Annotated in this window: 25 protein-coding genes; 13 read left to right on the forward strand and 12 right to left on the reverse strand. The window is 42.6% G+C overall.

Annotated elements, in window-relative coordinates; genetic code table 11:
• Positions 1-23: 23 nt before the first annotated feature.
• Positions 24-452 (reverse strand): DUF2753 family protein, encoded by a 429-nt coding sequence (locus AACW90_RS16375; protein WP_390236570.1) that lies wholly within the window; start codon positions 450-452, stop codon positions 24-26.
• A gap of 171 nt (positions 453-623) precedes the next feature.
• Between AACW90_RS16375 and AACW90_RS16380 the strand changes: the two genes are divergently transcribed.
• On the forward strand, positions 624-1826 hold the full coding sequence (locus AACW90_RS16380; RefSeq protein ID WP_390236571.1) for a putative manganese transporter: 1203 nt from the start codon (positions 624-626) through the stop codon (positions 1824-1826).
• Between the two features lie 6 nt (positions 1827-1832).
• Here AACW90_RS16380 and AACW90_RS16385 read toward each other — a convergent pair whose 3' ends face one another.
• On the reverse strand, positions 1833-2729 hold the full coding sequence (locus tag AACW90_RS16385; RefSeq protein ID WP_390236574.1) for a helix-turn-helix domain-containing protein: 897 nt from the start codon (positions 2727-2729) through the stop codon (positions 1833-1835).
• A gap of 119 nt (positions 2730-2848) precedes the next feature.
• Here AACW90_RS16385 and pobA point away from each other — a divergent pair, with 119 nt between their 5' ends.
• From pobA to AACW90_RS16410, 5 genes are all read left to right on the forward strand, one after another.
• Positions 2849-4060: a 4-hydroxybenzoate 3-monooxygenase gene (gene pobA, locus AACW90_RS16390; RefSeq protein ID WP_390236575.1), complete on the forward strand. Its 1212-nt coding sequence runs from the start codon at positions 2849-2851 to the stop codon at positions 4058-4060.
• A gap of 406 nt (positions 4061-4466) precedes the next feature.
• Positions 4467-5492, forward strand: a complete 1026-nt coding sequence (locus AACW90_RS16395) for a TRAP transporter substrate-binding protein (RefSeq protein ID WP_390236577.1) — start codon at positions 4467-4469, stop codon at positions 5490-5492.
• Between the two features lie 68 nt (positions 5493-5560).
• A complete protein-coding gene (locus AACW90_RS16400) occupies positions 5561-6076 on the forward strand; it encodes a TRAP transporter small permease subunit (protein ID WP_390236580.1) in 516 nt (171 codons plus the stop codon).
• Entirely contained in the window at positions 6073-7359 is a 1287-nt protein-coding gene (locus AACW90_RS16405) for a TRAP transporter large permease (RefSeq protein WP_390236584.1), read from the forward strand. The genes AACW90_RS16400 and AACW90_RS16405 overlap by 4 nt, the downstream gene beginning before the upstream one ends.
• A 12-nt stretch (positions 7360-7371) precedes the next feature.
• A complete protein-coding gene (locus AACW90_RS16410; protein ID WP_390236587.1) occupies positions 7372-7776 on the forward strand; it encodes a bacteriohemerythrin in 405 nt (134 codons plus the stop codon).
• Positions 7777-7840: 64 nt separating this feature from the next.
• Here AACW90_RS16410 and AACW90_RS16415 read toward each other — a convergent pair whose 3' ends face one another.
• Complete coding sequence (locus AACW90_RS16415; protein WP_390236590.1) at positions 7841-9064, reverse strand: LysR family transcriptional regulator; 1224 nt, start codon at positions 9062-9064, stop codon at positions 7841-7843.
• 155 nt (positions 9065-9219) lie between these two features.
• On the opposite strand from AACW90_RS16415, the gene AACW90_RS16420 reads away from it, so the two are divergent.
• The 3 genes from AACW90_RS16420 to AACW90_RS16430 are packed head-to-tail and all read left to right on the forward strand — an operon-like array spanning position 9220 to position 12012.
• Positions 9220-10230 carry an amidohydrolase family protein gene (locus AACW90_RS16420; protein ID WP_390236798.1) on the forward strand — a complete coding sequence of 337 codons (1011 nt, stop codon included), beginning with the start codon at positions 9220-9222 and terminating at the stop codon, positions 10228-10230.
• Between the two features lie 59 nt (positions 10231-10289).
• Positions 10290-10967, forward strand: a complete 678-nt coding sequence (locus AACW90_RS16425; protein ID WP_390236593.1) for a 4-carboxy-4-hydroxy-2-oxoadipate aldolase/oxaloacetate decarboxylase — start codon at positions 10290-10292, stop codon at positions 10965-10967.
• Positions 10960-12012 carry a 4-oxalomesaconate tautomerase gene (locus AACW90_RS16430; protein WP_390236596.1) on the forward strand — a complete coding sequence of 351 codons (1053 nt, stop codon included), beginning with the start codon at positions 10960-10962 and terminating at the stop codon, positions 12010-12012. Before AACW90_RS16425 ends, AACW90_RS16430 begins: the two co-directional genes overlap by 8 nt.
• Positions 12013-12069: 57 nt before the next feature.
• Here AACW90_RS16430 and AACW90_RS16435 read toward each other — a convergent pair whose 3' ends face one another.
• Both AACW90_RS16435 and AACW90_RS16440 read right to left on the reverse strand, forming a co-directional pair.
• Complete coding sequence (locus AACW90_RS16435; RefSeq protein WP_390236800.1) at positions 12070-13086, reverse strand: aldo/keto reductase; 1017 nt, start codon at positions 13084-13086, stop codon at positions 12070-12072.
• Positions 13087-13121: 35 nt separating this feature from the next.
• A complete protein-coding gene (locus AACW90_RS16440; protein WP_390236599.1) occupies positions 13122-14066 on the reverse strand; it encodes a Gfo/Idh/MocA family oxidoreductase in 945 nt (314 codons plus the stop codon).
• Positions 14067-14437: 371 nt separating this feature from the next.
• On the opposite strand from AACW90_RS16440, the gene AACW90_RS16445 reads away from it, so the two are divergent.
• From AACW90_RS16445 to AACW90_RS16455, 3 genes are read left to right on the forward strand one after another with little or no spacing between them, the layout of a single operon-like run.
• Positions 14438-15310 carry an amidohydrolase family protein gene (locus AACW90_RS16445; protein WP_390236602.1) on the forward strand — a complete coding sequence of 291 codons (873 nt, stop codon included), beginning with the start codon at positions 14438-14440 and terminating at the stop codon, positions 15308-15310.
• On the forward strand, positions 15310-15678 hold the full coding sequence (locus AACW90_RS16450; RefSeq protein ID WP_390236605.1) for a protocatechuate 4,5-dioxygenase subunit alpha: 369 nt from the start codon (positions 15310-15312) through the stop codon (positions 15676-15678). Before AACW90_RS16445 ends, AACW90_RS16450 begins: the two co-directional genes overlap by 1 nt.
• Position 15679: 1 nt before the next feature.
• Positions 15680-16528 carry a class III extradiol dioxygenase family protein gene (locus AACW90_RS16455; RefSeq protein WP_390236608.1) on the forward strand — a complete coding sequence of 283 codons (849 nt, stop codon included), beginning with the start codon at positions 15680-15682 and terminating at the stop codon, positions 16526-16528.
• Positions 16529-16678: 150 nt separating this feature from the next.
• Here AACW90_RS16455 and pepE read toward each other — a convergent pair whose 3' ends face one another.
• From pepE to AACW90_RS16475, 4 genes are all read right to left on the reverse strand, one after another.
• Positions 16679-17410 carry a dipeptidase PepE gene (gene pepE, locus AACW90_RS16460; RefSeq protein ID WP_390236611.1) on the reverse strand — a complete coding sequence of 244 codons (732 nt, stop codon included), beginning with the start codon at positions 17408-17410 and terminating at the stop codon, positions 16679-16681.
• A gap of 10 nt (positions 17411-17420) precedes the next feature.
• Positions 17421-18689, reverse strand: a complete 1269-nt coding sequence (gene pepT, locus AACW90_RS16465) for a peptidase T (protein ID WP_390236614.1) — start codon at positions 18687-18689, stop codon at positions 17421-17423.
• Positions 18690-18753: 64 nt separating this feature from the next.
• Positions 18754-20115 (reverse strand): C4-dicarboxylate transporter DcuC, encoded by a 1362-nt coding sequence (gene dcuC, locus AACW90_RS16470; RefSeq protein WP_390236617.1) that lies wholly within the window; start codon positions 20113-20115, stop codon positions 18754-18756.
• 111 nt (positions 20116-20226) lie between these two features.
• A complete protein-coding gene (locus AACW90_RS16475; protein ID WP_390236621.1) occupies positions 20227-21078 on the reverse strand; it encodes a MurR/RpiR family transcriptional regulator in 852 nt (283 codons plus the stop codon).
• Positions 21079-21438: 360 nt separating this feature from the next.
• Here AACW90_RS16475 and AACW90_RS16480 point away from each other — a divergent pair, with 360 nt between their 5' ends.
• Positions 21439-22428, forward strand: a complete 990-nt coding sequence (locus AACW90_RS16480) for a 2-hydroxyacid dehydrogenase (protein ID WP_390236625.1) — start codon at positions 21439-21441, stop codon at positions 22426-22428.
• Here the strand turns inward: AACW90_RS16480 and AACW90_RS16485 are convergent.
• From AACW90_RS16485 to AACW90_RS16495, 3 genes are all read right to left on the reverse strand, one after another.
• Complete coding sequence (locus tag AACW90_RS16485) at positions 22423-22872, reverse strand: DUF1499 domain-containing protein (protein WP_390236628.1); 450 nt, start codon at positions 22870-22872, stop codon at positions 22423-22425. The genes AACW90_RS16480 and AACW90_RS16485 overlap by 6 nt on opposite strands.
• 21 nt (positions 22873-22893) lie before the next feature.
• Complete coding sequence (locus AACW90_RS16490; protein ID WP_390236631.1) at positions 22894-23784, reverse strand: PA4780 family RIO1-like protein kinase; 891 nt, start codon at positions 23782-23784, stop codon at positions 22894-22896.
• 366 nt (positions 23785-24150) lie between these two features.
• Complete coding sequence (locus tag AACW90_RS16495) at positions 24151-24396, reverse strand: hypothetical protein (protein ID WP_390236634.1); 246 nt, start codon at positions 24394-24396, stop codon at positions 24151-24153.
• Positions 24397-24409: the final 13 nt, after the last annotated feature.

The raw sequence follows: 24409 nt of genomic DNA on the forward strand, positions 1-24409 counted from the left end.
TGTTTTATGAGAAATTTAGCGGATCAATGAATTTTCGTATCATCATTAGTGATGATAGCAAGTTGTGACCGTAGTTTTTGCATGCAATTTTCACAAGGCGGATACACTTTAGCAAACTCCAACAATGGTGGCAGTGTCGTATTGATTGCTTTTATGGCTATTAGTTCTATATCTTCATCACCGTTATTGTTATCAGCCATATAGAGCATAGATTGGTGCGGTATGAGCAAACATTTTTGTGCGGTCTCTAACTCGCCTTTTTGCTGGTGTATGGATGCTAACTCATGATAACTCGTAATCCATTCTCGAAGAGATTGAACACACTTAGGATTGCTCGTGAGCTTTTTTTCTAGAAGATATATTACCTCCCGATGATGGCGCTCACTATTAGGAGAATCTCTATATTCAACGGGTAAAGAAACAATCGACGGTAGGTTATCTAAGATATTCATTTTAATCCTCATATGTTAATGATTATCATTCTCAATGTAGCATCGATTTGGAGATTGTGAAGAATTATTTGAACATAAATTACAAAAGAGTAAGCTAGATCAATATCTTTTGTTGCGAATAATTATCATTCGCATATAATGATAACCATTATCATTCCTCTTGGTGTAATTATGATTACTACTCTTATTCAAAGAACCGTAAGTCATCAGGTGAAGGGCTCTCAATTCAGTTTTAAATACAAAAGAGCACTGTTGCCCGCATTTTTAATCGCATTATTGCTTACCGACGCTACTCGACATATTGCGGTAAAGACGCTTGCGGACGCTTTTTGGGCTGTATCAGCTTATGTTGCTTTTACCTTAGCGCTTTATCACTATATTTCTCTTTTTATGAATCGAGAGAACAGTGTTATTCGTTTATACAATAGCTCTCGGCATTATCAGGTGTTATTTTCTGCTTTGCTTGGGGCTATGCCAGGTTGTGGAGGCGCCATCATAGTGACCACTCAATTTGTTAGTGGTCGAGTTGGGTTTGGTGCTGTCGTTGCTGTATTAACGTCGACTATGGGTGACGCTGCTTTTCTGCTACTCGCCAGTGAACCTAAAGTAGGGCTGAGTGTTATTGTTCTTGGAGTCGTAGTAGGTACATTGTCAGGGTTGGTCGTTAATGCTATACACCGTGATGACTTCTTAAGGCCTAAGCCTAAAACGGATTCCGTTCGCAGCAACAATGAAAAACATCACAGTACCTTTGAAAAAACGGCAATAAATTTACAAGGAAAATTTTGGGGTATATTGATATTGCCAGCCACTGTTGTCGCCTTGCTTGGTTCATTTCAAATAAATATCAACCAGCTTATTGGCTTGCCGGAAGAAACAATGGAGTGGATAGGGACAATTGCAATCATTACCTGCATGACGTTATGGGCTTTTACCAAAGAAATAAAAGATTATGAATCGAGCGTGTCTGAAGACAAAAAATGTATCACGTCGCACCCTTTACAGAAGACGGCTCAAGATACCAACTTCGTGACGGCATGGGTTATAGGTGCATTTTTAGCTTTCGAAATGATTACTGTATTCTCAAACGTTGATCTCGCAGAGTTATTTTCTGGTTGGGGGGTATGGATGCCTTTAGTTGGTTTGTTGGTTGGATTACTTCCGGGTTGTGGACCCCAGATATTGGTCACAAGTTTGTACATTTCAGGGGCGGTTCCTATGTCTACTCAAATTGCAAACGCCATATCCAATGACGGCGACGCGCTATTTCCTGCAATCGCTTTGGCCCCTCGTGCTGCGCTTGCGGCTACGTTCTATTCTGCATTTCCAGCACTGATTGTTGGCTATGGATACTACGCATTGTTTGAAATATAGACAGGCCTAATACTGCGTTTCAAATGGGTTGATGTCTCTGAATTTTTTGGGGCTTAATCCTGATTTTTTCTTGAAGAAACGAGAAAAATAGGCCGGGTCTTCAAAGCCCAATCGATAGGCGATTTGGTCTATATTCGCTTGGGTGTAAATAAGGTAACGCTTGGCTTCAATGAACATCCTCTCGTTAATGATCTGTTTAGCCGTATCTCCTTTTTCGTTATGGCAAAGCCGATTTAAGGTTGAAACGGAGATACCCAGTGTGTCGGCATATAGCGAAACCGGCCATTGTTGAGGGAAATTGGCCTCAATTAGGTTATTAAATAGATATAACTTGGGATTAATGTTCCTCGAATTTTCTATTTCTTCATGGGTCTCTATCTCACGATACAAGGTCATCAAGGTCATCTTAACCAACCACTCTATCGAATAGCGTTTCCCTGAATAGAAAGACTGAAATTCCTCCAACATAGTGTCTAAGTAGGTCGCGAATTGATTAAGAAATTGTGAGTCTTGTTTGAAGTGCAAAACCCGCGCTTTTAAGGTCACAAAATTAAGAAAGTCGACCGCTCGAGAGTTTGCAGATTGGTTGATTAAAGGCTCGGCAATGGTAAGAACATAACCCTGAGTTTGGGGAGAGAATGTGAAGCCGTGCACGACGCCTGAAGGAATAATGACGGCACCGTTTCCTTTGATAACATAGTCTTTATTATCAAGGTGAATCTCAGAGCTACCTTGGAGAATAAAAAGCAATTGAAACAATTTGCCATGGAGATGAGGCTTTATGTTCCATTGCGCTTTTTCACTTCGTGCAGCAATAGATTCTATATGCACAAATTCTGAGTCATCGTGATCGTGATTTTCTCCGTAGAGGAAAAACTTAGGTATCAGATCCTGCGTGTCCATTTATGGCCTATTCCCCGTTTTGACGATAAAGTACAAGAATATTCTTATTTAATGAATTCGAAATCGTAAAACAATCATAGATGATTAAAGGGTGATTTAGATAAGGGATAGGCCACAAAATGGAAATTATTACGACACAAGTTGCGATTATCGGTGCAGGTCCTTCAGGTTTACTATTAGGCCAGCTCCTAGATAAGCAAGGGATCAATAATATTATCATAGAGCGTGTTTCTGGTGACCACGTACTGTCTAGAATTCGAGCTGGTATATTAGAGCAAGGCTTTGTTGATTTGGTTCGCGAAGCAGGATGTGCAAAGAGAATGGATAAAGAAGCGCACATTCATGACGGCTTTGAGATCTGTGTTGATGGTGAAACAACTCGTATCGATATGAAGTCATTGACCAAGGGGAAAGTGGTTACCTGTTACGGTCAAACGGAAATAACAAAAGATCTAATGGATGCTCGTAGTGAAAGTGGTATGACGACTTATTACAATGCACCGGTCAGCCAAATAGTGGGTGCTGATTCAAAGTCCCCCGCTATTCAATTCGAATATCAAGGAACTAAGTATCAATTAACGTGTGATTACATTGCAGGATGTGATGGCTTCCACGGCGTATCCCGACCCACTATCCCAGACACGGTTCGCAAAGAATATGAGCGAGTTTATCCGTTCGGTTGGTTGGGGTTGTTAAGTGATACGCCACCGGTCAGTGAAGAGCTTATTTATAGTAAAACACCACGAGGCTTTGCTTTAGCAAGTCAACGTTCGGCTACGCGCTCTCGTTATTATTTACAAGTACCGTTAACCGACACTGTTGACGATTGGAGTGACGTACGTTTTTGGGATGAGTTAAAACGGCGCCTACCTCAGGAATCTGCAGATAAATTGCAAACGGGGCCTAGCATAGAAAAAAGCATTGTGCCTTTGAGGTCGTTTGTCTGTGAACCAATGCAATATGGAAAACTATTTTTGGTGGGAGATGCGGCGCATATTGTTCCTCCCACTGGTGCCAAAGGGTTGAATCTAGCGGCGTCTGATGTTGCGACACTTTACAAGGTACTGACTCGAATTTATAAAGAAAATGATCTTTCCGGTATCGAACAATATTCGGATATCTGTCTGCGTCGGATTTGGCATGGTGAGCGATTCTCATGGTGGATGACCAATATGTTGCATGAGTTTGGTGACCTTAAGGTAGATAACACCGATGCCGGAATTTTTAGTAAGTTGATGTGCTCAGAGTTAGATTATTTCCTCCACCAATCCGACGGTCAAAAAATCATTGCAGAGCAGTACGTAGGTTTGGATTACGAAGACCTGAAATAGCACGAAACTAATCGTCCAACCCTTCCTTGTTGGCATTCCTGATTCGAGTGCCTAGTTACTTTTACGTCTTATGCCATTTCAATAATGAATGGCATTTTTTTTGTCTTTTTTACAATGAGATCATCGTCTCATTTTCTCATTAATCTTTATTGGTGTAGTTTTTTATCAATGAAAACAATAGATTAATTGTCATTTATGCGAGGGTAATTACTTTGCTATGTAAAAAATGAATAGCCAATTTAATTAACGAATTGTTCACATTAGCAGTAAACTGTTAACTTATTAACTAGCGGTTAATCGGTTACTTGTTAAAACGTGAAATCGCATAAGTTGTTCTAATATAAAGGAAGAGATTTATTTGGCTTACAGTGAGTTTGATAACTCGAACGAGATAGAGGATGTTTATATGAAAAAGAAGATTTTAACGGCAGCACTAGCCATCTCCACCGTACTGATGGTGCAGGCACCGGCACAAGCCGCAGAGTATACTCTTAGATTTGCCCATTTTTTCCCAGCGGTTGCGGGTCCCCATAAAAATATTTTTAAAGTATGGGCAGACAAAGTTGAGAGTGATTCTGATGGCCGAATAAAAATCGATTTCTACCCTTCTTCTACTTTAGCCAAACCGCCAGCGCTTTATGACTCGGCTTCAAAAGGTATTGCGGATATTATTGCCACAGTACAAGGTTACACTGCCAATAAATTCCCATTGACACAAATTGTTGAGTTACCGGGTGTTTCAAAAAATGCAATGAACGGTTCGTGTGTAATACAAGGGCTGTATGATGAAGGGTTGATCTCAAGCGAGTACAAAAAAACTAAGCCATTGTACTTGTTTACTCATGGACCGGGTCATATTAATACGACCGAAAAACTGGTTAAAACACCAGCCGATCTAGAGGGTCTTCGTATTCGCCGACCAACTGCTGTTGTGGCAAAATTACTGGAAGGACTAGGGGCTCAGCCCGTAGGTATGCCAGCGCCGTCTTCTTATCAATCGGTTCAACGTGGTGTTATCGATGGCGTAATGTTGCCATGGGAAGGCCAATACTCATTTCGTCTAAATGAACTTACCCCTAAGCATACTGAAGTAGGTGGTTTGTATACGGCTGCTTTTGTCGTGACGATGAACAAAAACGTTTATAACAAGATGCCAAAAGACCTACAAAAGGTTATTGATGATAACTCAGGTGCAGCGTGGTCTGCGATAGCGGCGAAAGTATTTGATGATTTGGATGAAAAAGGTCGTGCTCAAGCGGTAAAAATGGGGCATGAAATTTACACGGTTGAAGGTGGTGCGAACAATCCAGCTTGGAAACCCGTGCTAGACCAAGCAACCGAAGAGTACATCGAATCTCTGGAGAAAAAACGTTTGCCGGCTAAAAAAGTATACGCGCGTGCACTTGAGTTGTCAGAATCTTGCCCTATGTAAGTCATACTAGTGGCCCATCAGATTAAATAACGATGGGCTTTTGGGTCAATAGCTTTAAGGAGTAGGCTATGAATGTGATAAATCGAGTGATGGAACGTCTGACCTTTGTTATGCATATGATCAGTGGTACCACGCTAATCTGCATGATGTTTGTCACTCTTTTTGATGTGTTAAGTCGAAGTCTTTTTGAAGCGACCAATGGCTCAGTTGATATCACGTTCATCGGTGGTGTCGAGCTGATTAAATATGGATTGTTGATTGTTGTACTGTTTGCCTTGCCTCATTCGCTAGGGCGATCGCAGGTTATCGTAGATTTGTTTACAGATACACTCAAGACACGTACTAAAGCGACACTCGAAGGTTTTTATATTCTTGGTTTTGTTTTATTGGGTTCAGGAATGAGTTATCGGTTTTACTGCGCGATCGAAGAGGCGGAAATGTCCGGTGAAACAACTCAGGATCTATTGATACCGTTGGGTTACCTTTACGGTATATCATCATTCGCAACCGCAGTTCTAGCCATCACAGCCCTGTTATCATCATTGAATCTATTTATTCATGGAAGAGAGGAACTGCCGAGATGAGTGCATCATTAATAGGATTTATCTGTATCCTTACCATGCTTGGATTCATCGCATTTCGTATGCCAATTGCGCTTGCGATGGCCTCGACGGGATTCGTCGGATTTGGCATCATCATCGCTTTTGAGCCGGCATTAGCCATTCTGGATAGTGGCCCATTCGAAACGCTTTCCAACTATAGCTTCAGTCCCATTCCTATGTTTATTCTAATGGGTGTTTTTGCGTCAAAAGCCAAGATGTCTCAAGAACTGTTTGATGGCGCGAGGAAAATGTTTGGTAGTTGGCGAGGTGGAATGGCGTTAGCCGCGGTCACTTCCTGCGGTATTTTTTCTGCTATCTCTGGTTCATCAATGGCAACCGCGGCGAGTATGTCGAGAGTCGCCTTGCCGGAAATGGAGAAAAACGGTTACGCGAAGTCACTGGCTTCTGGCACGCTAGCCGCTGGTGGTACATTGGGTATTATGATCCCGCCATCCATTGCGTTACTACTTTATGCTCTGATCACGGAACAGTCCGTAGGTGATATGTTTATAGCGGGTGTCATTCCGGGTCTATTAGGCTTAGCATTGTACTGCATCACTATTGCCATTGTTGTTTCGCTCTATCCCGATCTTGCTCAGCCCGGGGACAAAACCACGTTAAGAGAAAAAATAATCGGTCTAAAAGGGCTCGCCCCATTTATGAGCGTATTTGCTTTGATTATTGGTGGTATTTATGGCGGGTTCTTTACGCCTACTGAAGCCGCATCTATAGGCGCCGCAGGGACTTTTTTTATTGCCATCTTCCGTGGAATGCGATTCCAAGGTTTCCGCGAAGCGGTAGAAGAGACATTGTTTATGTCGGCAATGATATTTTTCATGATTATTGGTGCGGAAATCTTTGGTTATTTTCTGTCGGTATCTCGAATCTCTTTTACCCTTGTAGAGATAGTTGAAGGTATGCAGTTGTCGCCCTATATGGTCCTTTTCTGCGTTCTAGCTCTGTTTATTCTTCTTGGTTGCGTGATGGACAGTTTAGCGATGCTATTGCTTACCGTGCCCGTCGTGTATCCGCTTATAGAGTCGGCTGGTTTTGACCCTGTTTGGTTTGGCATTGTCGCGGTTATTACGGTAGAGCTTGGGTTGATTACTCCGCCTGTGGGTATGAATGTGTTTGTGATTAAGTCAGTCGCACCGGATATTCCGATCAAAGATATTTTTAAAGGCGTTTTCCCATTTGTATTGTCTGATGTGGTTCGTCTGGGACTTATTATTCTATTTCCAGCGCTGGCTGTGGGACTATTATAGGGAGAAAGTAGGATGAGTACTCAATGGACCAAGGATCTGAGCGTTGGAGACGAAGCAATTGATGATGATCACAAAGGGCTATTCAAGCTTATAGATGAGCTAAGTACCGCCAATATGAGCCACAGTTACATTAATTCGATATTGGATAGGTTGAAGCACTATACCGAAGAGCATTTTAGTAAAGAAGAAGTCTATATGAAGCAGGTGAATTTTCCAGGATTGGATGAACATCTGGCTCAGCATAGAGCATTTGAAGAGTGGCTTAAAACCATACGTTCGATGTATGCCAGATTTCCACAAAGTCCTTTTATCGTCGGTGATTCGGTAAACAGTTATCTGCAACGTTGGCTCAAAGAACATATCCTTGAAGAGGACATGAAGTATCGTGACTTTATTGTTTCTCACAAAAAACAGTAGAGTGTAATGCTTTATTTAGAATGGCCCTAACGATTGTTAGGGCCATTTTTTTATCCAATCATTGCTATTCCACTGCCAACTTATTCCCTTTTTCTTTCAGAATATCTAAAAACTGTTTTTGCGTTGCGGTGGGTTTCCACTCTTTGCGAACGGTAATACCGATAGGACGATTGGCGTGTTCTATCTTAAATGGCACAACACAGAGAAGACCAGTATCAAGCTCTTGTTGTACTTGATGCTCAGAGATCATCGTCATTCGCTCGCTTCCTTGTAACAGAGAACGAATAAGAATGTGTGAATTTGATTCAACGATCTTAATCGGTGCCGGCACCTCTGCTTCAGAAAACAAATTTTCAAAAATAGTACGGGTTGGCGCCCCTATACGTGGGATGACCCACGACCCGCGAGACAATTTTTCCAGATCTAATTGGCTATCAGAGACACAGGGATGATCGGGGTGGGCGACAATGACGACATTCGAAGAGAAAAGTTCTTCCTGTATGACATCTTCGCTAGGTGAAGGAAAGCGCAATGCGCCAATCAGCATATCGACGTCTGCGAACCTTAAATGAGACAACAGGTCATCATAGGGACCATCGTAAATACTGAAATTAAAGTCGGGATGTTGATGGGTAAATTCAATAATGGCGTTGGGTAAAATAGACGTTCTTGCCAACGGCATGCTGCCGACAAACATATGGCCTATCTCGATATTATTGAGTGCACTGATTTCTACCTTGCCCTGATTAATTTCAGAAAAAGCCAATTTTGCCGCGCGCATTAATGCCAGCGCTGCTTTGGTTGGGCTAATGCCGAAACTGGTTTTTTCAAACAGTATTACCCCTAATAGGCTCTCTAGATCTCTACCTGAACGGTGCAGAGATGATTGAGAAACACCGACTTCACGGCCTGCGCTACTGAAGCTTTTTGCTGACGATATTGCTATCAGCGCCTTAAGTTGCGTTGTGGTGATAAGGCTCAGGAGCGATTGGGCATTCGCCCCTTTTTTCTCACTGCCATACTTTATGGATTCTCGGATCCCTTCGCGCAAGATATCCAATGCACGCGACACTCGGTTAGCGAGAATGTCACCGCTTTGAGTTGTGTACATTCCTGTGCTCTTTCTATCGAACAAAGAGGTGTCTAATGCGGTTTCGAGCTTTGAAATCGCTTGGGTAATCGCGGGTTGGGACAGAAAGACAACGTCTGTTGCTTTGCTAATACTTTTACATTCAGTAATGGCAAAAAATGCCCTTAAGTGCCTGATATTTTGAATGTTATCTTTCACGTTTATCTCCATTTGGTACGCCTACTTAGCATAGCCTATAGCAAAAACTAATAGCAATGTAAGCAAATTGAAATAGCCAATTCCACGTCACAAATTGATACTAAAACAATGAAGAAGCCACAATGCGTGGTAAAACGAACGGAAGAGAGCGGATTATGATTATCGATTGCCATGGACATTACACAACAACGCCTCCGGGAGTTGGAGATTATCGTGAAAAGCAAAAAGAGGCGATTTCAAAGGATCCTACGTTTAAAGGTCGCCATGGGCAATTCGTTGTCTCTGATAATGAAATTATTGAATCTATCGAAACCAATCAACTTAGACTGCAACAAGAACGTGGTACCGACCTAACCATTTTTTCTCCGCGAGCAAGTTGGATGGGGCATCATCTTGGCAATGAACACACGAGCCAATATTGGACTGAAAATCAGAATGACTTAATTCGTCGGGTGTGTGACCTTTTTCCGAAAAATTTCGCCCCTGTCGCTCAGTTGCCGCAATCACCAGGTGTAGACCCTGCCAAGTCAGTTGCAGAGTTAGTGCGTTGTGTGGAAGAGATGGACTTTATCGGCTGTAATCTTAACCCGGACCCTTCGGGTGGATTTTGGCAAGATGCGTCGTTAGGGGATAAATCATTTTATCCGCTGTATGCAAAGATGTGCGAACTAGACGTACCTGCGATGATCCATGTGAGTGCCTCATGTAATGATTGTTTCCATACGACGGGTTCGCATTATCTCGGGGCGGATACGACGGGCTTCCAGCAACTCGTCATGTCGGATGTATTCAAAGACTTTCCAGAATTAAAAATTATCATTCCTCACGGTGGGGGCGCAGTACCTTACCACTGGGGAAGGTTTCGTGGCTTGATGCAAGATCAAGGCTTTGCACCGCTTGAAGAGTCAGCCCTGAATAATATCTACTTCGATACATGTGTCTACCATCAGAAAGGCATCGATTTATTGCTCGATATTATACCGACTAAAAACATTCTATTCGCCTCTGAAATGATTGGTGCTGTTCGTGGTATTGACCCAGAAACGGGGCATTATTTTGATGATACTAAGCGCTATATCGACAACAACGAAAAACTATCCGCCGAAGAAAAAATCCTGATTTTTGAAGGGAATGCTCGTCGTGTATTCAGTCGCTTAAAAATCTAAATCTAGATTGAAATAAAAAATAGGCAATAGCCAGCAACACTCAGTAAAGGAGAGATGTGATGCAAGAGAACGTAGTCGTACAACGTATTGAAAGAGCAGACCCTAAAGTCATTGAAGGTTTAGCAAAATGTGGTGTGGCAACCGTGCATGAAGCTCAGGGTCGACGTGGTCTCCTTGCTGACCATTTACGTCCCATCCAACAGGATGTATCCGTGGCTGGGTCTGCGATTACTATCTCAGGTGCGGCTGGTGATAACTGGATGATGCATGTTGCGATAGAGCAGTGCCAAAGTGGTGACATTATGGTTTTCGCCCCCACATCTCCATCGAATTTTGGTTTTTTTGGTGACCTGTTAGCAACATCCGCTCAGGCTCGTGGTGTAAAAGGTTTGATTATAGATGGGGGAGTAAGGGACACGCGTGTACTTAGAGAGATGAATTTTCCCGTTTGGTCGAAACATGTTTTTTCCCAAGGCACCATCAAAGAGACATTAGGGTCAGTGAATACGGTAATGGTCTGCGCGGATGAATGGATCAACGCAGGTGATGTTATTGTCGCTGACGATGATGGCGTTGTTGTTGTAAGGCGAGAAGAAGCCGAAGTCGTATTGGCGGAAGCATTGGCTCGAGAAGAAAGAGAAGAGGTTAAACGGATTCGAATGGCGAACGGTGAACTTGGACTGGATATATACAATATGCGCTCCCGATTAAAAAAGAAAGGGCTTAAATATGTCTAAATCCATTCCATGCATTTGGATGCGCGGAGGCACGTCAAAAGCGGCGTACTTTTTAGCTGAAGACCTACCTCAAGATACGGAGCAAAGAGACGCATTGCTGTTAAAAGTGATGGGGTCACCTGACCCCAGACAGATAGATGGTATTGGTGGTGCCGACCCATTAACATCTAAAGTGGCGGTAATTAAAAAATCACAAAGGGACGGAGTTGATATCGATTATCTGTTTCTTCAGGTGTTTGTTGACAGAGCGGTGGTATCTGACGCTCAAAATTGCGGCAATATTTTGTCTGGTGTCGGCCCTTTTTCAATCGAGAGAGGGTTGGTTGAAACCATTGGCGAGATAACGACAGTTTCGATTTACATGGAGAATACCGGACAGGTTGCCATAGTAACCGTTCAGACACTGAACGGAGAGGTGGTTTACGATGGGGACGTCTGTATTGACGGTGTTCCGGGTACCTCTAGCCCGATTCCAATTACGTTTAAGGATACGGCAGGATCAAGCTGTGGTAGTTTGCTTCCGACGGGTAATGAAGTCGACGAGATAGAAGGTGTTAACGTCACCTGTATCGACAATGGGATGCCCGTGGTCATTTTAGCGGCCAGTGATTTTGGTTTGTCAGGAACTGAATCACGAGAGACACTGGATAAAAATGCGTCATTGAAAGCCAAGCTTGAGTCTATCCGTCTGCAAGTGGGGCCTTTAATGAATCTAGGGGATGTGACGCATAAATCGGTGCCTAAAATGACGCTAATAAGCCCGGCAAATAAAGGAACCATTTCGACAAGAACCTTTATTCCTCACCGATGCCATGCCTCTATTGGTGTATTAGGTGCGGTGAGTGTGGCGACGGCTTGTACATTGAAAGCCTCACCCGCTTATATGTTATCCAAATTACCGGATGGAGATCATAAAGTAATATCGGTTGAACATCCTATTGGCGAAACGACGGTGATACTCGATCTGGATAATGAAGGTAGAGTGGAAAATTCTGCAATTTTAAGAACCGCACGGAAATTGTTTGATGGAAACGTATTTGTTTAAACGATAAGGCCTTGTTCAACGAGTAAGGCTTTATCGTTCGCTTACGCTTACTTGTCGTTAAGCAAATTCTTCCGTATCTATTTCTAATTGAGTCGCGCGATTATAGCGTTGTCCCGAAACCGTGTTCTGGTTGATAATGTTACCCATCTCAGCAATCAAGTCTGGGGAGATTGAACATTGTGCCGCATGGATGTTTTCTTGCAGATGAGAAAGGTTGGTTGTGCCAGGAATGACATGGATATTGTCCGCTTTTGCGAGTAACCATGACAACGCCAAGGTGGCCAGAGTGATCATATTGGCAGGGTCGAATTTTTTGATATCAGGTGAGACAAGTAATTCGAGCTTTTTAACCAACGCTAGGTTATGGGCAAAGTGCTCGTGATTAAATCGTGGCATTGCATGACGAATATCGTTGGAGGCAAAACTTGTTGGGTCGGTGATGTTACCGGTCAAAATGCCTCTGCCTACCGGGCTAAACGCGACGAATGCTGTACCCAATTCGATACATTTATCTAATACGGCAATCTCTGGATGGCGTGTCCATAACGAGTATTCTGATTGCACGGCGGCAATAGCATGAGTTGAATGTGCTTTGGTCAATGTCTCAGACGAGACTTCGGACAATCCTATTTGACGAATTTTTCCTTCATCCACCAGTCTGGATAGCTCGCCGACACTCTCTTCAATGGGGACGCTTTTATCCCAGCGATGCAGATAATAGAGATCAATCACATCGGTATTGAGCCTTTTAAGGCTATCCTCACAGGTCCTACGGATGGTTTCTGGCCGGCCATTGATTTCCTTTTTACCATCTGCTCCTTTAAACATCCCGCATTTGCTGGCGAGTAAATAGTCGGAGCGTCGGTGGCCTACTGCTTTTGCGACGAGTTGTTCATTGGCACCAAAACCATATAAAGCCGCGGTGTCTAACATGTTATAGCCCATATCTAACGCATTATTGAGCAAGCGTATACTACTTTTCTCGTCGGGTGGATTACCGTAGGCGTGAGAAAGGTTCATGCAACCCAGACCGACTGGATTACATGAAAATGGACCGATAAAACGTGGTTTCATTTCCGTGAATGTTATTGAAGACATTCCGCTCCTCCTTAGTCTAAAAGTTGTTCTATTTTGTGTAACGTTTCCATTGCGGACAAACACTGAGCCACACTAGAGTTGGGCTCTTTGCCTGTTCGAATGGCGTCAAAAAACGCCCGGTCGATAAGCTCAATGCCGTTGTTCGACTCAGTCACACCGCTGAGGTCTATCTGGTTTTCATTACCATCGAATAGATCATCGTAGCGGGCAAGATAGGTGCCTTCATCGCAGATATAGCGGAAGAAAGTGCCAAATGGACCATTATTATTAAATGAAAGAGAAAGTGTACAGATGGCGCCTGTAGGCACTTTAAGGCCGATGCTCATGTCCATTGCGATACCAAGATCGGGATGAATAGGCCCTTGTATGGCTTGTACTTTTGAAGCGGTTTCACCGGTCTGATATTGAAACAGATCCACGGTATGACACGCATGATGCCATAATAAGTGATCCGTCCACGTTCTTGGTTCACCTTTCGCATTGGTATTGGTTCGTCTAAAGAAATAGGTCTGCACATCCATCTGTTGGATGTTCAGTTCACCCGTTTTAATCTTATTATGGATCCATTGATGGCTTGGGTTAAAGCGCCGGGTGTGTCCTGCCATGGCGATGAGTCCGGTTGATTTTTGAACCTCAACCAATTGTCGAGAGTCCTCAATATTATCAGCCATTGGAATCTCAACCAGAACATGTTTGCCGCTTTCAAGACATTGGATTGCTTGACTGGCATGCATTTGGGTCGGCGTGGCTAAAATAACGGCATCGAGATCTTCTCGTTCTAACGCCACCGCCAGATCATCTGTTACCAATGGGTTTGAGTGGTTTTTCGCCAATAGCTCAAGCTTGTCTAGCTCCGTTCCAACGAGTGCAGTAACGTCAACATCATTGATATTCGCGATAGCTTCAAGGTGCTTTGTTCCAAATGCCCCCGTGGCGCCCACAACACAAACTTTCATAGTCAATTCCTTTTAGATTGCCATCTTTCGTAAAATAGTCCGTCTAAAGTACCAATACATCTTAGTGCAGAATAATTAAAAATTGAACATAGCCATTCATTTTTTAAATAGAGGCATTAGATGGTTCGACTTAGGGGCGTTTCGAGCTTAACTTATTGTCTATTCTTGGGTTGTCGGCCGAGCACCATTTTAAAAAGTTCACTATAATTGTGCTACCTAAACGGCAAGCTATATCAAAAACTAATATCTGTACTGAAAATTGAAATGGTAACTGGAAGGCGTTGGAGAAATACTGGGACAGCCTTCAATCAACAATGTGAACGTGACAACCTTTAGTTGGATTAGAGGTTATTAACTTATAAGGACATATTATGGATTCCGACTATTTACCATTTCACCCTAGTCCGGCCAAACCAACGTTTCGAGTGCCAGAAGGATCGGTAGATGCGCATTGCCATGTGTTTGGTCCTGCGCTGACATTTCCTTATTCTGAAAAGAGGAAATATACCCCTTGTGATGCGCCCAAAGATAAACTTTTTGGGTTGCGAGATTTTCTAGGTTTTTCAAAAAACGTGATAGTTCAAGCGTCGTGTCATGGCACAGATAACCGTGCGTTGGTTGATGCGTTGCAAACAGCGGGTGAGTTCGCCCGAGGTGTCGCGGTGGTTTCAGAATCGATCAGTGAAGAAGAGATTCAAAAGATGCATGATGCCGGTGTGCGCGCGGTTCGATTTAATTTCGTAAAAAGACTCGTAGATTCGACACCAAGAGATGTTTATCGGCATATTGCCGCTAAGATTCGACCATTCGGATGGCATATAGTGGTCTACTTTGAAGCCTCTGATCTTGACGACATTGCCCCTTTTTTAATCGAACTAGATACCACGATAGTTGTTGATCATATGGGACGACCAGATGTATCTGAAGGCGTTGAATCCAAGGGATTCAATACGTTTATTCAATTAATGGAAGATAACCCAAAGATCTGGACAAAGGTGAGCTGTCCAGAGCGGCTAACAGAAACACCACCAGATTATAGCGACGTTGTCCCTTTTGCGAAAAAACTGGTTAAAAGATTTCCTGATAGGGTGTTATGGGGAACGGATTGGCCGCACCCTAATATGAGGTCTCATGTTCCCGATGACGGAAAACTTGTCGACGTTATTGCGATGATAGCGCCAACGGAAGCGTTGCAAAAACAGCTGCTGATTGACAACCCTAACCGTCTTTATTGGAGCAAGTAATGAAAGAGAAGAGAACGTCTTATCTGAACACGGACAAAGTAATACCGGGCACAATCATGTTTGACGGCACGATGGCGCGGAAAGGCTATGGTCTTAATAAAATGTGCTATTCATTTAATAACGCCCCAGATCGAGAAGCGTTTCTGGCCGATGAAACGGCCTATTGCGACAGGTTTAATTTATCGCCTGCTCAGAAAGAAGCGATTAAAAATAGGGATGTATTAAAGCTATTAGAAGAAGGTGGCAGTATTTACTATTTGGCTAAGTTTGTCGGCATTCTAGGGCTAAATATGCAAGATATTGGGGCAATACAAACGGGTATGTCTCTTGAAGAATTTAACGAACTTCTAAGAAGTGCAGGAGATTAGTATGGCTAAGATTATAGGTGGTATCACCACTTCTCATATTCCATTGATAGGAAAAGCTATCGATCTAAAGCTGCAAAATGAACCCTATTGGAAGTCTTTTTTTGCTGCCTATGTTCCGATTCATAAATGGCTGGATGAAAAGAAGCCGGACGTTGCCATTATATTTTATAACGATCACGGACTTGAGTTCTTTATTGACAAAAAACCGACGTTTGCCATCGGTGCAGCCCATCAATACGTCAACGCGGATGAAGGTTGGGGTATCAAGCCGATTCCTCCCGTACCTGGAGATGTTGGCCTTTCTTGGCATATCTGTAATGAATTAGTGGCTAACGAATTTGATATTACGATCTGTCAGGAGATGAAAGTTGACCACGGTTTAACCGTGCCAATGCAGTTAATGTGGCCGGGTAATCGCTATTCGCATATGAAGGTGATCCCCGTCTGTATCAATGTTGAACAGCATCCCATGCCGTCCCCTAAACGCTGCTACGACCTGGGTTGTGCTATTGGTGATGCAGTACGTGATTATGATGAAGACCTGAAGGTTGTGGTATTTGGCACTGGTGGACTATCTCATCAACTCGACGGCGAGCGAGCTGGGTTTATCAATAAAGAATTCGATCTTTATTGCATGGATAAAATTATAGATAATCCGCAAGAGTTGACCGAGTTTTCCATTCTAGATCTGATTGAGAAAGGCGGTGCTCAGGGCGCTGAATTTATCATGTGGATGGGTATGCGTGGTGTATTATCGGACAATATTGAGCTGCTTCATAGCAACTATCATATTCCGATTTCCAATACTGGGGCAGGTACTATGTTGATAGAAGATCATCTACAAGATTGAATAATATGTATTTGATATCTAGCGGAGTCAGTCTGTGAGCGAGTTGAGTGTTTTTCCAGTTTGGTATTATCTATTCACCTCAATCACACAGGCTGTTAGGTGCTCAGCCTATGTGATGGTTTTGTACTCTATAATTAACCCTTTATGCCTTTAGCAACTATGGTCTAGACAGTGAGTTAAATCGCTGTCACAGTCGACTGACTGAGCTGGCTTACCATGGGCAAATATTTTAAGTTTTCTCTCTTCTACAGAATGGTATGAGAGTTTTTTCCCTTCTACTTTCAACATGGAACCTTCGGGGATGGCGATGACAAATTCGTGTTGGTTTAGGATCAAAAATTCTTCAATCCTTTCATCTCTCGTTTCTCCCATGTGCCCTGAAACACTTGCCTCAATGTAGTGCGGGTTGATCTGGAATGGTACCAAGTTCAACGAAGGCAAAATGGCGGCGGTTACGATTGGCATATCATTGGTGGTACGGATAGTTGGTGAAGCGATATTGGTGCCAGCACTCCATCCTATGTAGAGTTTTTCTTGCTTGATTATTGCGTCTCGAAGAGGCCCAACCAAACCTTGGTCGTGAATCATCTTATTCAGTACCCATGTGTTACCACCGCTCACGATAATACCGTCGCATTCTTTAATTGCTGCAATGGGGTCATCGCATGTGTGAATTCCAGTTACTTCACATCCAAATTGACCCAAGCCATCGTTGAGCTGCTGAGTGCGGTCGTCATAATGTCCACGAATCATGGCGTATGGGATAAACAATAGTTTTTTGGCATTGGTTTTTTTGATCATTGGCTTTAGCCATGAAAAACCGAACTCTAATAGCATTGTGTTTCCGGCAATCTTACCGTTACTAAATAACATGATGTTCATAAATTAATTCCTAGGTCACAGCGTCGCTTTGAGCTTCAATATGCTGTTGGGTAATGATGACAATTGATTGAATAACCTTGCTGGCGGCCTGTAAAGACTGAACAGGAAGGTATTCATAAATTGAATGAAAATTGTGGGCGCCGGTAAAAATATTAGGACAGGGGAGTCCTTTTTGAGAGAGTACAGCGCCGTCGTAGCCTCCTCTCATGGGTGTCGTTTTCATATCAATGCCGTTGTCCTGATAGGCTTGCTTGGCAATAGCGATGGGATAATTTTGAGTGCCTTGAAGACTGTTAGCCACATTCTCGTAGCGATCCATTAACGTTAATTCTACGGATTCTTCCCCCCAAAGTGACTGACAGTTTTGACCGAGCTGTTCAAGAAAGGCCATGCGTTTTTTATACCCTACTTGAGAGAAATCGCGAATGTCGAGCTTAAGTAGAGTGGAAGCGCTATTACCTGACAGCTCTTTAACCCAATAATATCCTTCTCTTCCTTCTGTATATTCCGGCGCTTCTCCTGCGGGTAACATACTGATAAATTTGTGTGCCATAAGCAGTGAATTTTTAAGTTTTCCTTTGGCAGACATAGGGTGTGCTGATTGACCAACAAAACGCACTTCAGCATTGCCCGCGTTCCAATTCTCGCAAACAAACTCACCAATACCACAGCAATCAAGAGTATAGCCGAAATCAGCACCAAATGATTCGACATCGAATGCTTTCGCTCCCCTTAACCCTTGTTCTTCGTCGGGTAAAAAGGCGATTTTAATATCACCATGTTTTAAGGAGGTCTCTCCTTTTGACTTTAATGAAGTGAAGTGCTGCAGCATGTCCATAATGGCGGCAATGGCCGCTTTATCATCCGCACCTAACAGACTGGTTCCGTCAGTGACAATGATGTCTTGATTTTCATATTGAGCAAGCTCAGGAAACTCTGATACTTTGAGCCAAATCTTTTTGCTGAGTTCAATATCCCCACCTTGATAGTTAACAATATGAGCATTGGTATCGTTCGATTGTTCAGCACTGGTATCGAGATGCGCAAAAAAGGATACCGTTGGTACATTAGAGTCATTCCCGCGTAAGGTGGCCGTCAGTATGGCGGAATCTCTTAGCGTGATCTCGTCAAGTCCGAACGCTTCAAGTTCAGCCTTGAGTAGGGTTGCTAATTCGAACTGGCCGGGCGATGAAGGCATGACTCCTTGCGCGCCAAGTTCACGGTTTGTTGTTGTGTTGATTTTGGTATAGCGAAGAAACCGGTCGGTAATATTTTCCATATTTACATCTTATGATTGTTATTTGTGTCGTTAATAGCAGGAGCATGCTCCTGCTATAGGCTATCTAAAGTAGAACCTGAGAACAAACCAAAACAGTGATAAGGCCACCAACCATAGGGATGGCAGTACGTTTTACCAGTTCCATTGGTGATACATTTGCTACACCAGCACAAGCTATAACGACACCAGCAACCGGTGATGCAGAGCGCATTAGGCCCGACGCCAATTGCATTGGAAGTGCCACAGTTGCCGCTGCGGTTCCTACTTGTGCAGCAACATCAGGTGCTAAGTTAGAAAAGCTAAAGAATGATGCGTTACCCGAACCTGAAAGTAACGTGACAATGGCGATAATCGTGACAAGAACGAGCACCATTGCAATGTAGCCAAAACCAGCACTGGCTGCACTGTCCAATAACAGATCGATAAACCCAATTGTTGAAAGGCCCGTAACAAAAACTTTTGCCGAGATGATAAGGCTAACAACACTTGCAAATACCGCCCCCATACCTTCTAAATATATTTTAAGGGATGCGCAGACTTTTCTGCCGTCTCTTGTGTAGAGATAGTCACATATCATCGCGACGAATAAAGCAATAAACATTGCGGTAACCACATCAATTTTGACACTGGTAATGGCAAATTTACTAAAGGTAAGTAGAAGGGCTAGAGGTAAGACAGGAAGAATGGCAAACCATTTCGGCGCTTTTCGATGATCCTTACTTTCCACGTTGAAATCGTGTTTGATGCCATTTTCTTCGTCTTTTTTATCAAAGTGTTTTTGACAAAAAAAGTGTAATACTGCGATCACTATTATCGCGATAACAGAGACGACCAATTGATAGCTGACAAAATAGGTGGCAACATCGATACCGGATATTTCCGCCGCTTTGTTTGCAGCAGAAGACGCTGGGCCTAAATCCAGACAACCAGTAGTGGCAACCACCGCCGCGGCTGCCGCTGGATTACACCCAACACCGACCAAAACGGGGTACATAGCAACCAATAGTAATAGAGCAAGCCCGGTCGCACTTGGTATAAATATATTGATCAACTGACCAATAACATACGCCATAGCAAGTACAACGTACGGATTTTTGATACGTGATAATGGCTTCGTCGCGATCTGAACGAGGGCATTAGCAGCGCCAATGTGGCTCATGTAACGAGAAAACCCACCAACAGCCATGATAATCAGACCAAGCTTAGCGAGTGTTGATGAAGATATGACTTTGATCACCTCAAAAAAATCGACAATAACGGATCCTGTTGACGCACCACCTTTTGGCATGAAATCTGGATTCCCATCGATAACACCGAGTGCGATCATCGTTAATCCAGCCAAAAACAATACTGCTTGAGTATTGTATTTCTTTACTACGAAATAACCGACGGAAAAAATAACCGGCAGTGCTAATAAAGTAATCATTTTTCTATCCTTGTAATTAATTAATTTTGTCTGTCAACTTAATTTTGGGTGTGTTTATCTCTCAAATTAAATTGATATAATTCGAATGTATAAACGCGATTAAATTAAGTGTTAATTTTTAAATATTTTAAACTCTTTAAAAATGTCTTCCATTTTATCAAATCTTTGTTTGTTATTTGTACGGTTGGACATGCATTTAATTAAGAGTTCGATAATGGAAAGCCCTGCAGAACGATTATTAAAAATAGTACTACTTTCGCTTGCAACGACGATTTGGATATCGCTATAAGATACGAAAGGGTTAACCTCTTGATCGGTCATAACAACGGTTTTACCACCAACCTGACTAAACCAACGGACAACCTTAACTGTGGTACTTGAAAATCGGTGATAAGACATGGCTAACAGCGTATCATCTTCGTTAATGTCTGCGAGTTGGTGTGGCAGTGTAGACGAGTCTGCGTTCAGTAAAATAACGTCTCTTCTTAGATAACGCGCTAATAAATAGAAATAATTGGCTAATGCTTCAGCGGACGCGCTTCCAATGACATAAAGTTTGCCTTGTGGATTGAGAATTAGATCTGTGGCTTTATCTATATTTAAGACATCGATTGATTGATACGTTTTCTCGATATTATCCAGTATTTCTTTTTGATGTTCTTTTATTAGTTGGGATGTGGAATTGTTTATTTTGGTATTGTTACAGCGATCTACTGGCGTACTTAATTCAATAATCAAGTCATTCGAAACTGCTTTTTTAAAATCTAAAAATCCATGGAACCCAAGGCGTTGTATAAATCGACCAAGTGTTGCCTTTCCAATTCCAATCTGATGGCATAGGTCATTTATTTTGGCAAAAGGTAGCATTTCGAATTGGGCAATAAAGTGCTCAATAATTCTGTTGTCTGATTCAGTCAAGTTATCAATAGTATTGACTGATCTAATAAATTCTTGCCTATCCATCTTTATTCCTTTTCTCTTATGAAGCGGATTGTCACGCTTCTAATTAGCGGGAGCAAGGGAAACAATTTTTCCCACAATCAAAGTGTGATCCTATCGATTTTATTGATCGATTATCTATTACCATTCTGCAATATAACCTTGTATAAGCCTGATAATACATGGCTTTTAGTGAATCGAGTCTGAAGTGAGCTAAATAGATTTATTTGCGGTGGTGATTTGGAAATGGTCGTACTTTTGCGTGTAATGAGAACCTTTGCACCCACCATTCTGATGGGGTACTGTGAACGTAACGCTAATCGAATGAACTCATCGAGTATTGCGCGGACATGTGCAGTTTTCAGTGTAAGTTTGGGGAAAAACATGAAACATATAGCTTTTTTTAGTAGTAAATCTTATGACGAAAAATCCTTTGAACTGTTAAACGATAAAGACGAGTTTGTATTTTATTTTTATGACTTTAGGTTGACCACTAAAACAGCCGCCTTAGTGAAAGGTTGTGAAGTCGTCGTCGCATTTGTCAACGATGATCTATCACAACCAGTGCTCGAAAGGCTTAGCCAAGAAGGCGTGCGATTAGTGGCTCTAAGGTGTGCGGGTTTTGATAACGTAGATGTAGAGATAGCGAAGAGCATAGATATGAAAATTGCTCGTGTTCCCGCCTATTCACCGGAGTCAATTGCTGAGCATGCCGTGGGCCTTATGATGACGTTAAATCGGCGCTTTCACAAAGCTTATCAGAGAACACGAGATGCGAACTTTTCACTTGAAGGACTGGTTGGCTTTAATTTTCATGGGAAAACGGCAGGTATCATAGGGTCAGGAAAGATTGGATTAGCAACAATGAGAATTCTGAATGGGTTAGGGATGGATATATTGTGTTACGACCCTTACCCAAGCGACGAGGCTATAAGGTTGGGCGCTCGCTACTGTTCGTTGGACGAGATTTTTAAAGAGGCCAATATCATCTCTTTACACTGCCCTATGACTGAACAAAATTATCATCTTTTAGATGGCGAAGCGTTTCAAAAAATGCGCGATGGCGTCATGATAATCAATACCAGTAGAGGAGAGTTGTTGGACTCGTCTGCCGCAATTGAAGCGTTGAAAGTTGGTAAAATAGGCGCGTTAGGTCTGGACGTTTACGATAATGAAAAGGATCTATTTTTTCAGGATAAGTCGAATGACGTTATCGTGGATGACGTATTCCGTCGATTATCTGCTTGTCATAATGTCATATTTACTGGGCATCAAGGTTTTTTGACCGAGGATGCTTTGCAAAACATCGCGGAAACGACGTTGGGCAATATCCGATCTCTCGATACCAATGAGATAAACAATAATTTTTTATAGTGGATTGAATTTTCCTCGAATACGCTCAATACGTGTTCGATTTACACCAAAGTCTGAGCGTCCAATTCGGGATGCAGATCGAATGTGTATTTGTGTCTTGTCAGGACGCTCTTCTACGAAGTAGAACTCTACGTCATCAACAAACTGAAAAAAAGTGGAGGTGTATTCAACATGGATGTAATTGCTTTCAATTTCTATGGTTTTAGTATGATCTTCAGATTTAAGTATCTGGACAAGAGCAGTATGTGCTTCAGTCAACGTTCCTGCGTAAACAATGGATTCAATCTGATGTTTGTCGTCACCATTGATTTGGCTATTTAGGCAGTTTGGTGTGCTAGGGCAAGGTGTGAGCTTGCCCTCATTTATACCTAGTAAAGGTTTGGTGCTTGAGCATCCAAATAACAGGGTTATGCTTATTAGAATAACGGCTATCTTAATGTTCATTTTGTTTGCCTTCGCGATATCTTAATCGCCATCAGTCCAATTAAATTTGCTTTCGTCGACACCTTCCTTCGCCTCTTTTATGCGCTCTCGTTTGTATCGCTCTTCATTTCGGGCGGCATCAATTTCTTGCATTATTACGGTAATATCAGCATCGATATCACTCTCCGTGAATGTACCAGTTAACTCACGATCCGGCGTGAGTTCGCCTTTCTCAAATAGAGCCCAAATTTCTTTGGCGTAACTGGTGGTCAGTATCTCTGGCGCGTATTGGCCATAGTAATCACGAATATTGTTAATATCACGTTCTAGCATCCACTCGGCGTTGTTATTGGCAGAGGCGTCCACGGCTTGCGGTAGATCGATAATCACAGGACCATATTCGTCGACCAGCACATTAAACTCGGATAAGTCACCATGGATTAATCCCACGCAAAGCATTTTAACCACGTAAGACATCATGACGAGATGGTCTTCAATGGCTTGCTCAGCAGACATGGTGACGTCGTTTAGCCTTGGAGCAACGTATCCATCGTCATCGGTGACCAATTCCATAAGCAGAACCCCATCAAAGCAACCATAAGGTTCTGGCACTCTAACGCCTGCGGCCGCGAGTTTATACAATGCATCGACTTCAGCACTTTGCCATACTTTTTCTTGCTGCTCACGACCAAACCCCGAGCCTTTTTCCATGGCTCGAGCTCGACGGCTATTACGGACTTTACGGCCTTCTCTATATGAGACAGCTTGCTTAAAGCTGCGTTGATTCGCTTCCTTGTACACTTTGGCACAACGGATCATATCGCCACAGCGTACTATGTACACAGAAGCCTCTTTGCCACTCATTAATTGGCTCTTCACCTCGTCGACCAAGCCATCGTCAACGAGAGGTTGTATTCTCTTAGGTATTTTCATAGCTTCGTTATACCTTAGTTAGCCAATGGATGTAATATTAAGCTGGCAAACGGAGTCAATTTATCCATATTTTTACGATATTTTGGCGAAAAAACAACCAAATTGCACTTTGCTTAAAAAGAGAATGGTTATTAGTGAGTGACGCATTATTTGCCTTATTTTGTTATCTGGGTTCTGAACCGTAAAATGCAATCGAATACATCACTAAACTATTCATGTCATGAATTAATGATATTTTGCGCAGCGAAGCGTTTTTTCTGACGTGTTTTGTGAAAAATATTCTATTTAAGCATTCTCGTATTATTCGACATGGCGTCATAGAAATAGTGACACGGTTTTCCTGACAGTTATCCGCTGAATTTTTGTCTATTGATGAAGACCAAATACAGACCTATCGGATGGGTGGCCAATATCAATTGGTTGATGTTCCAAAAATGTCGCTGCAATTTGAAGTTGGCGTAGCCAAGTACTACGGGAGTCGAAAATACCTAGGCGGCTCACCTGAGTGTTAGAGGACCAAGGAGGAAGTTTTTCAGTGTCATGGGTAATCGCGGTGACAGACAATATTGGTTTTCGAGCCGGAGCAGATTTCAATTCTATTGATAAAAACAAAACGTTTTTGCCT

This window comes from Vibrio frigidus, assembly GCF_042465995.1.
Classification (GTDB): Bacteria; Pseudomonadota; Gammaproteobacteria; order Enterobacterales; family Vibrionaceae; genus Vibrio.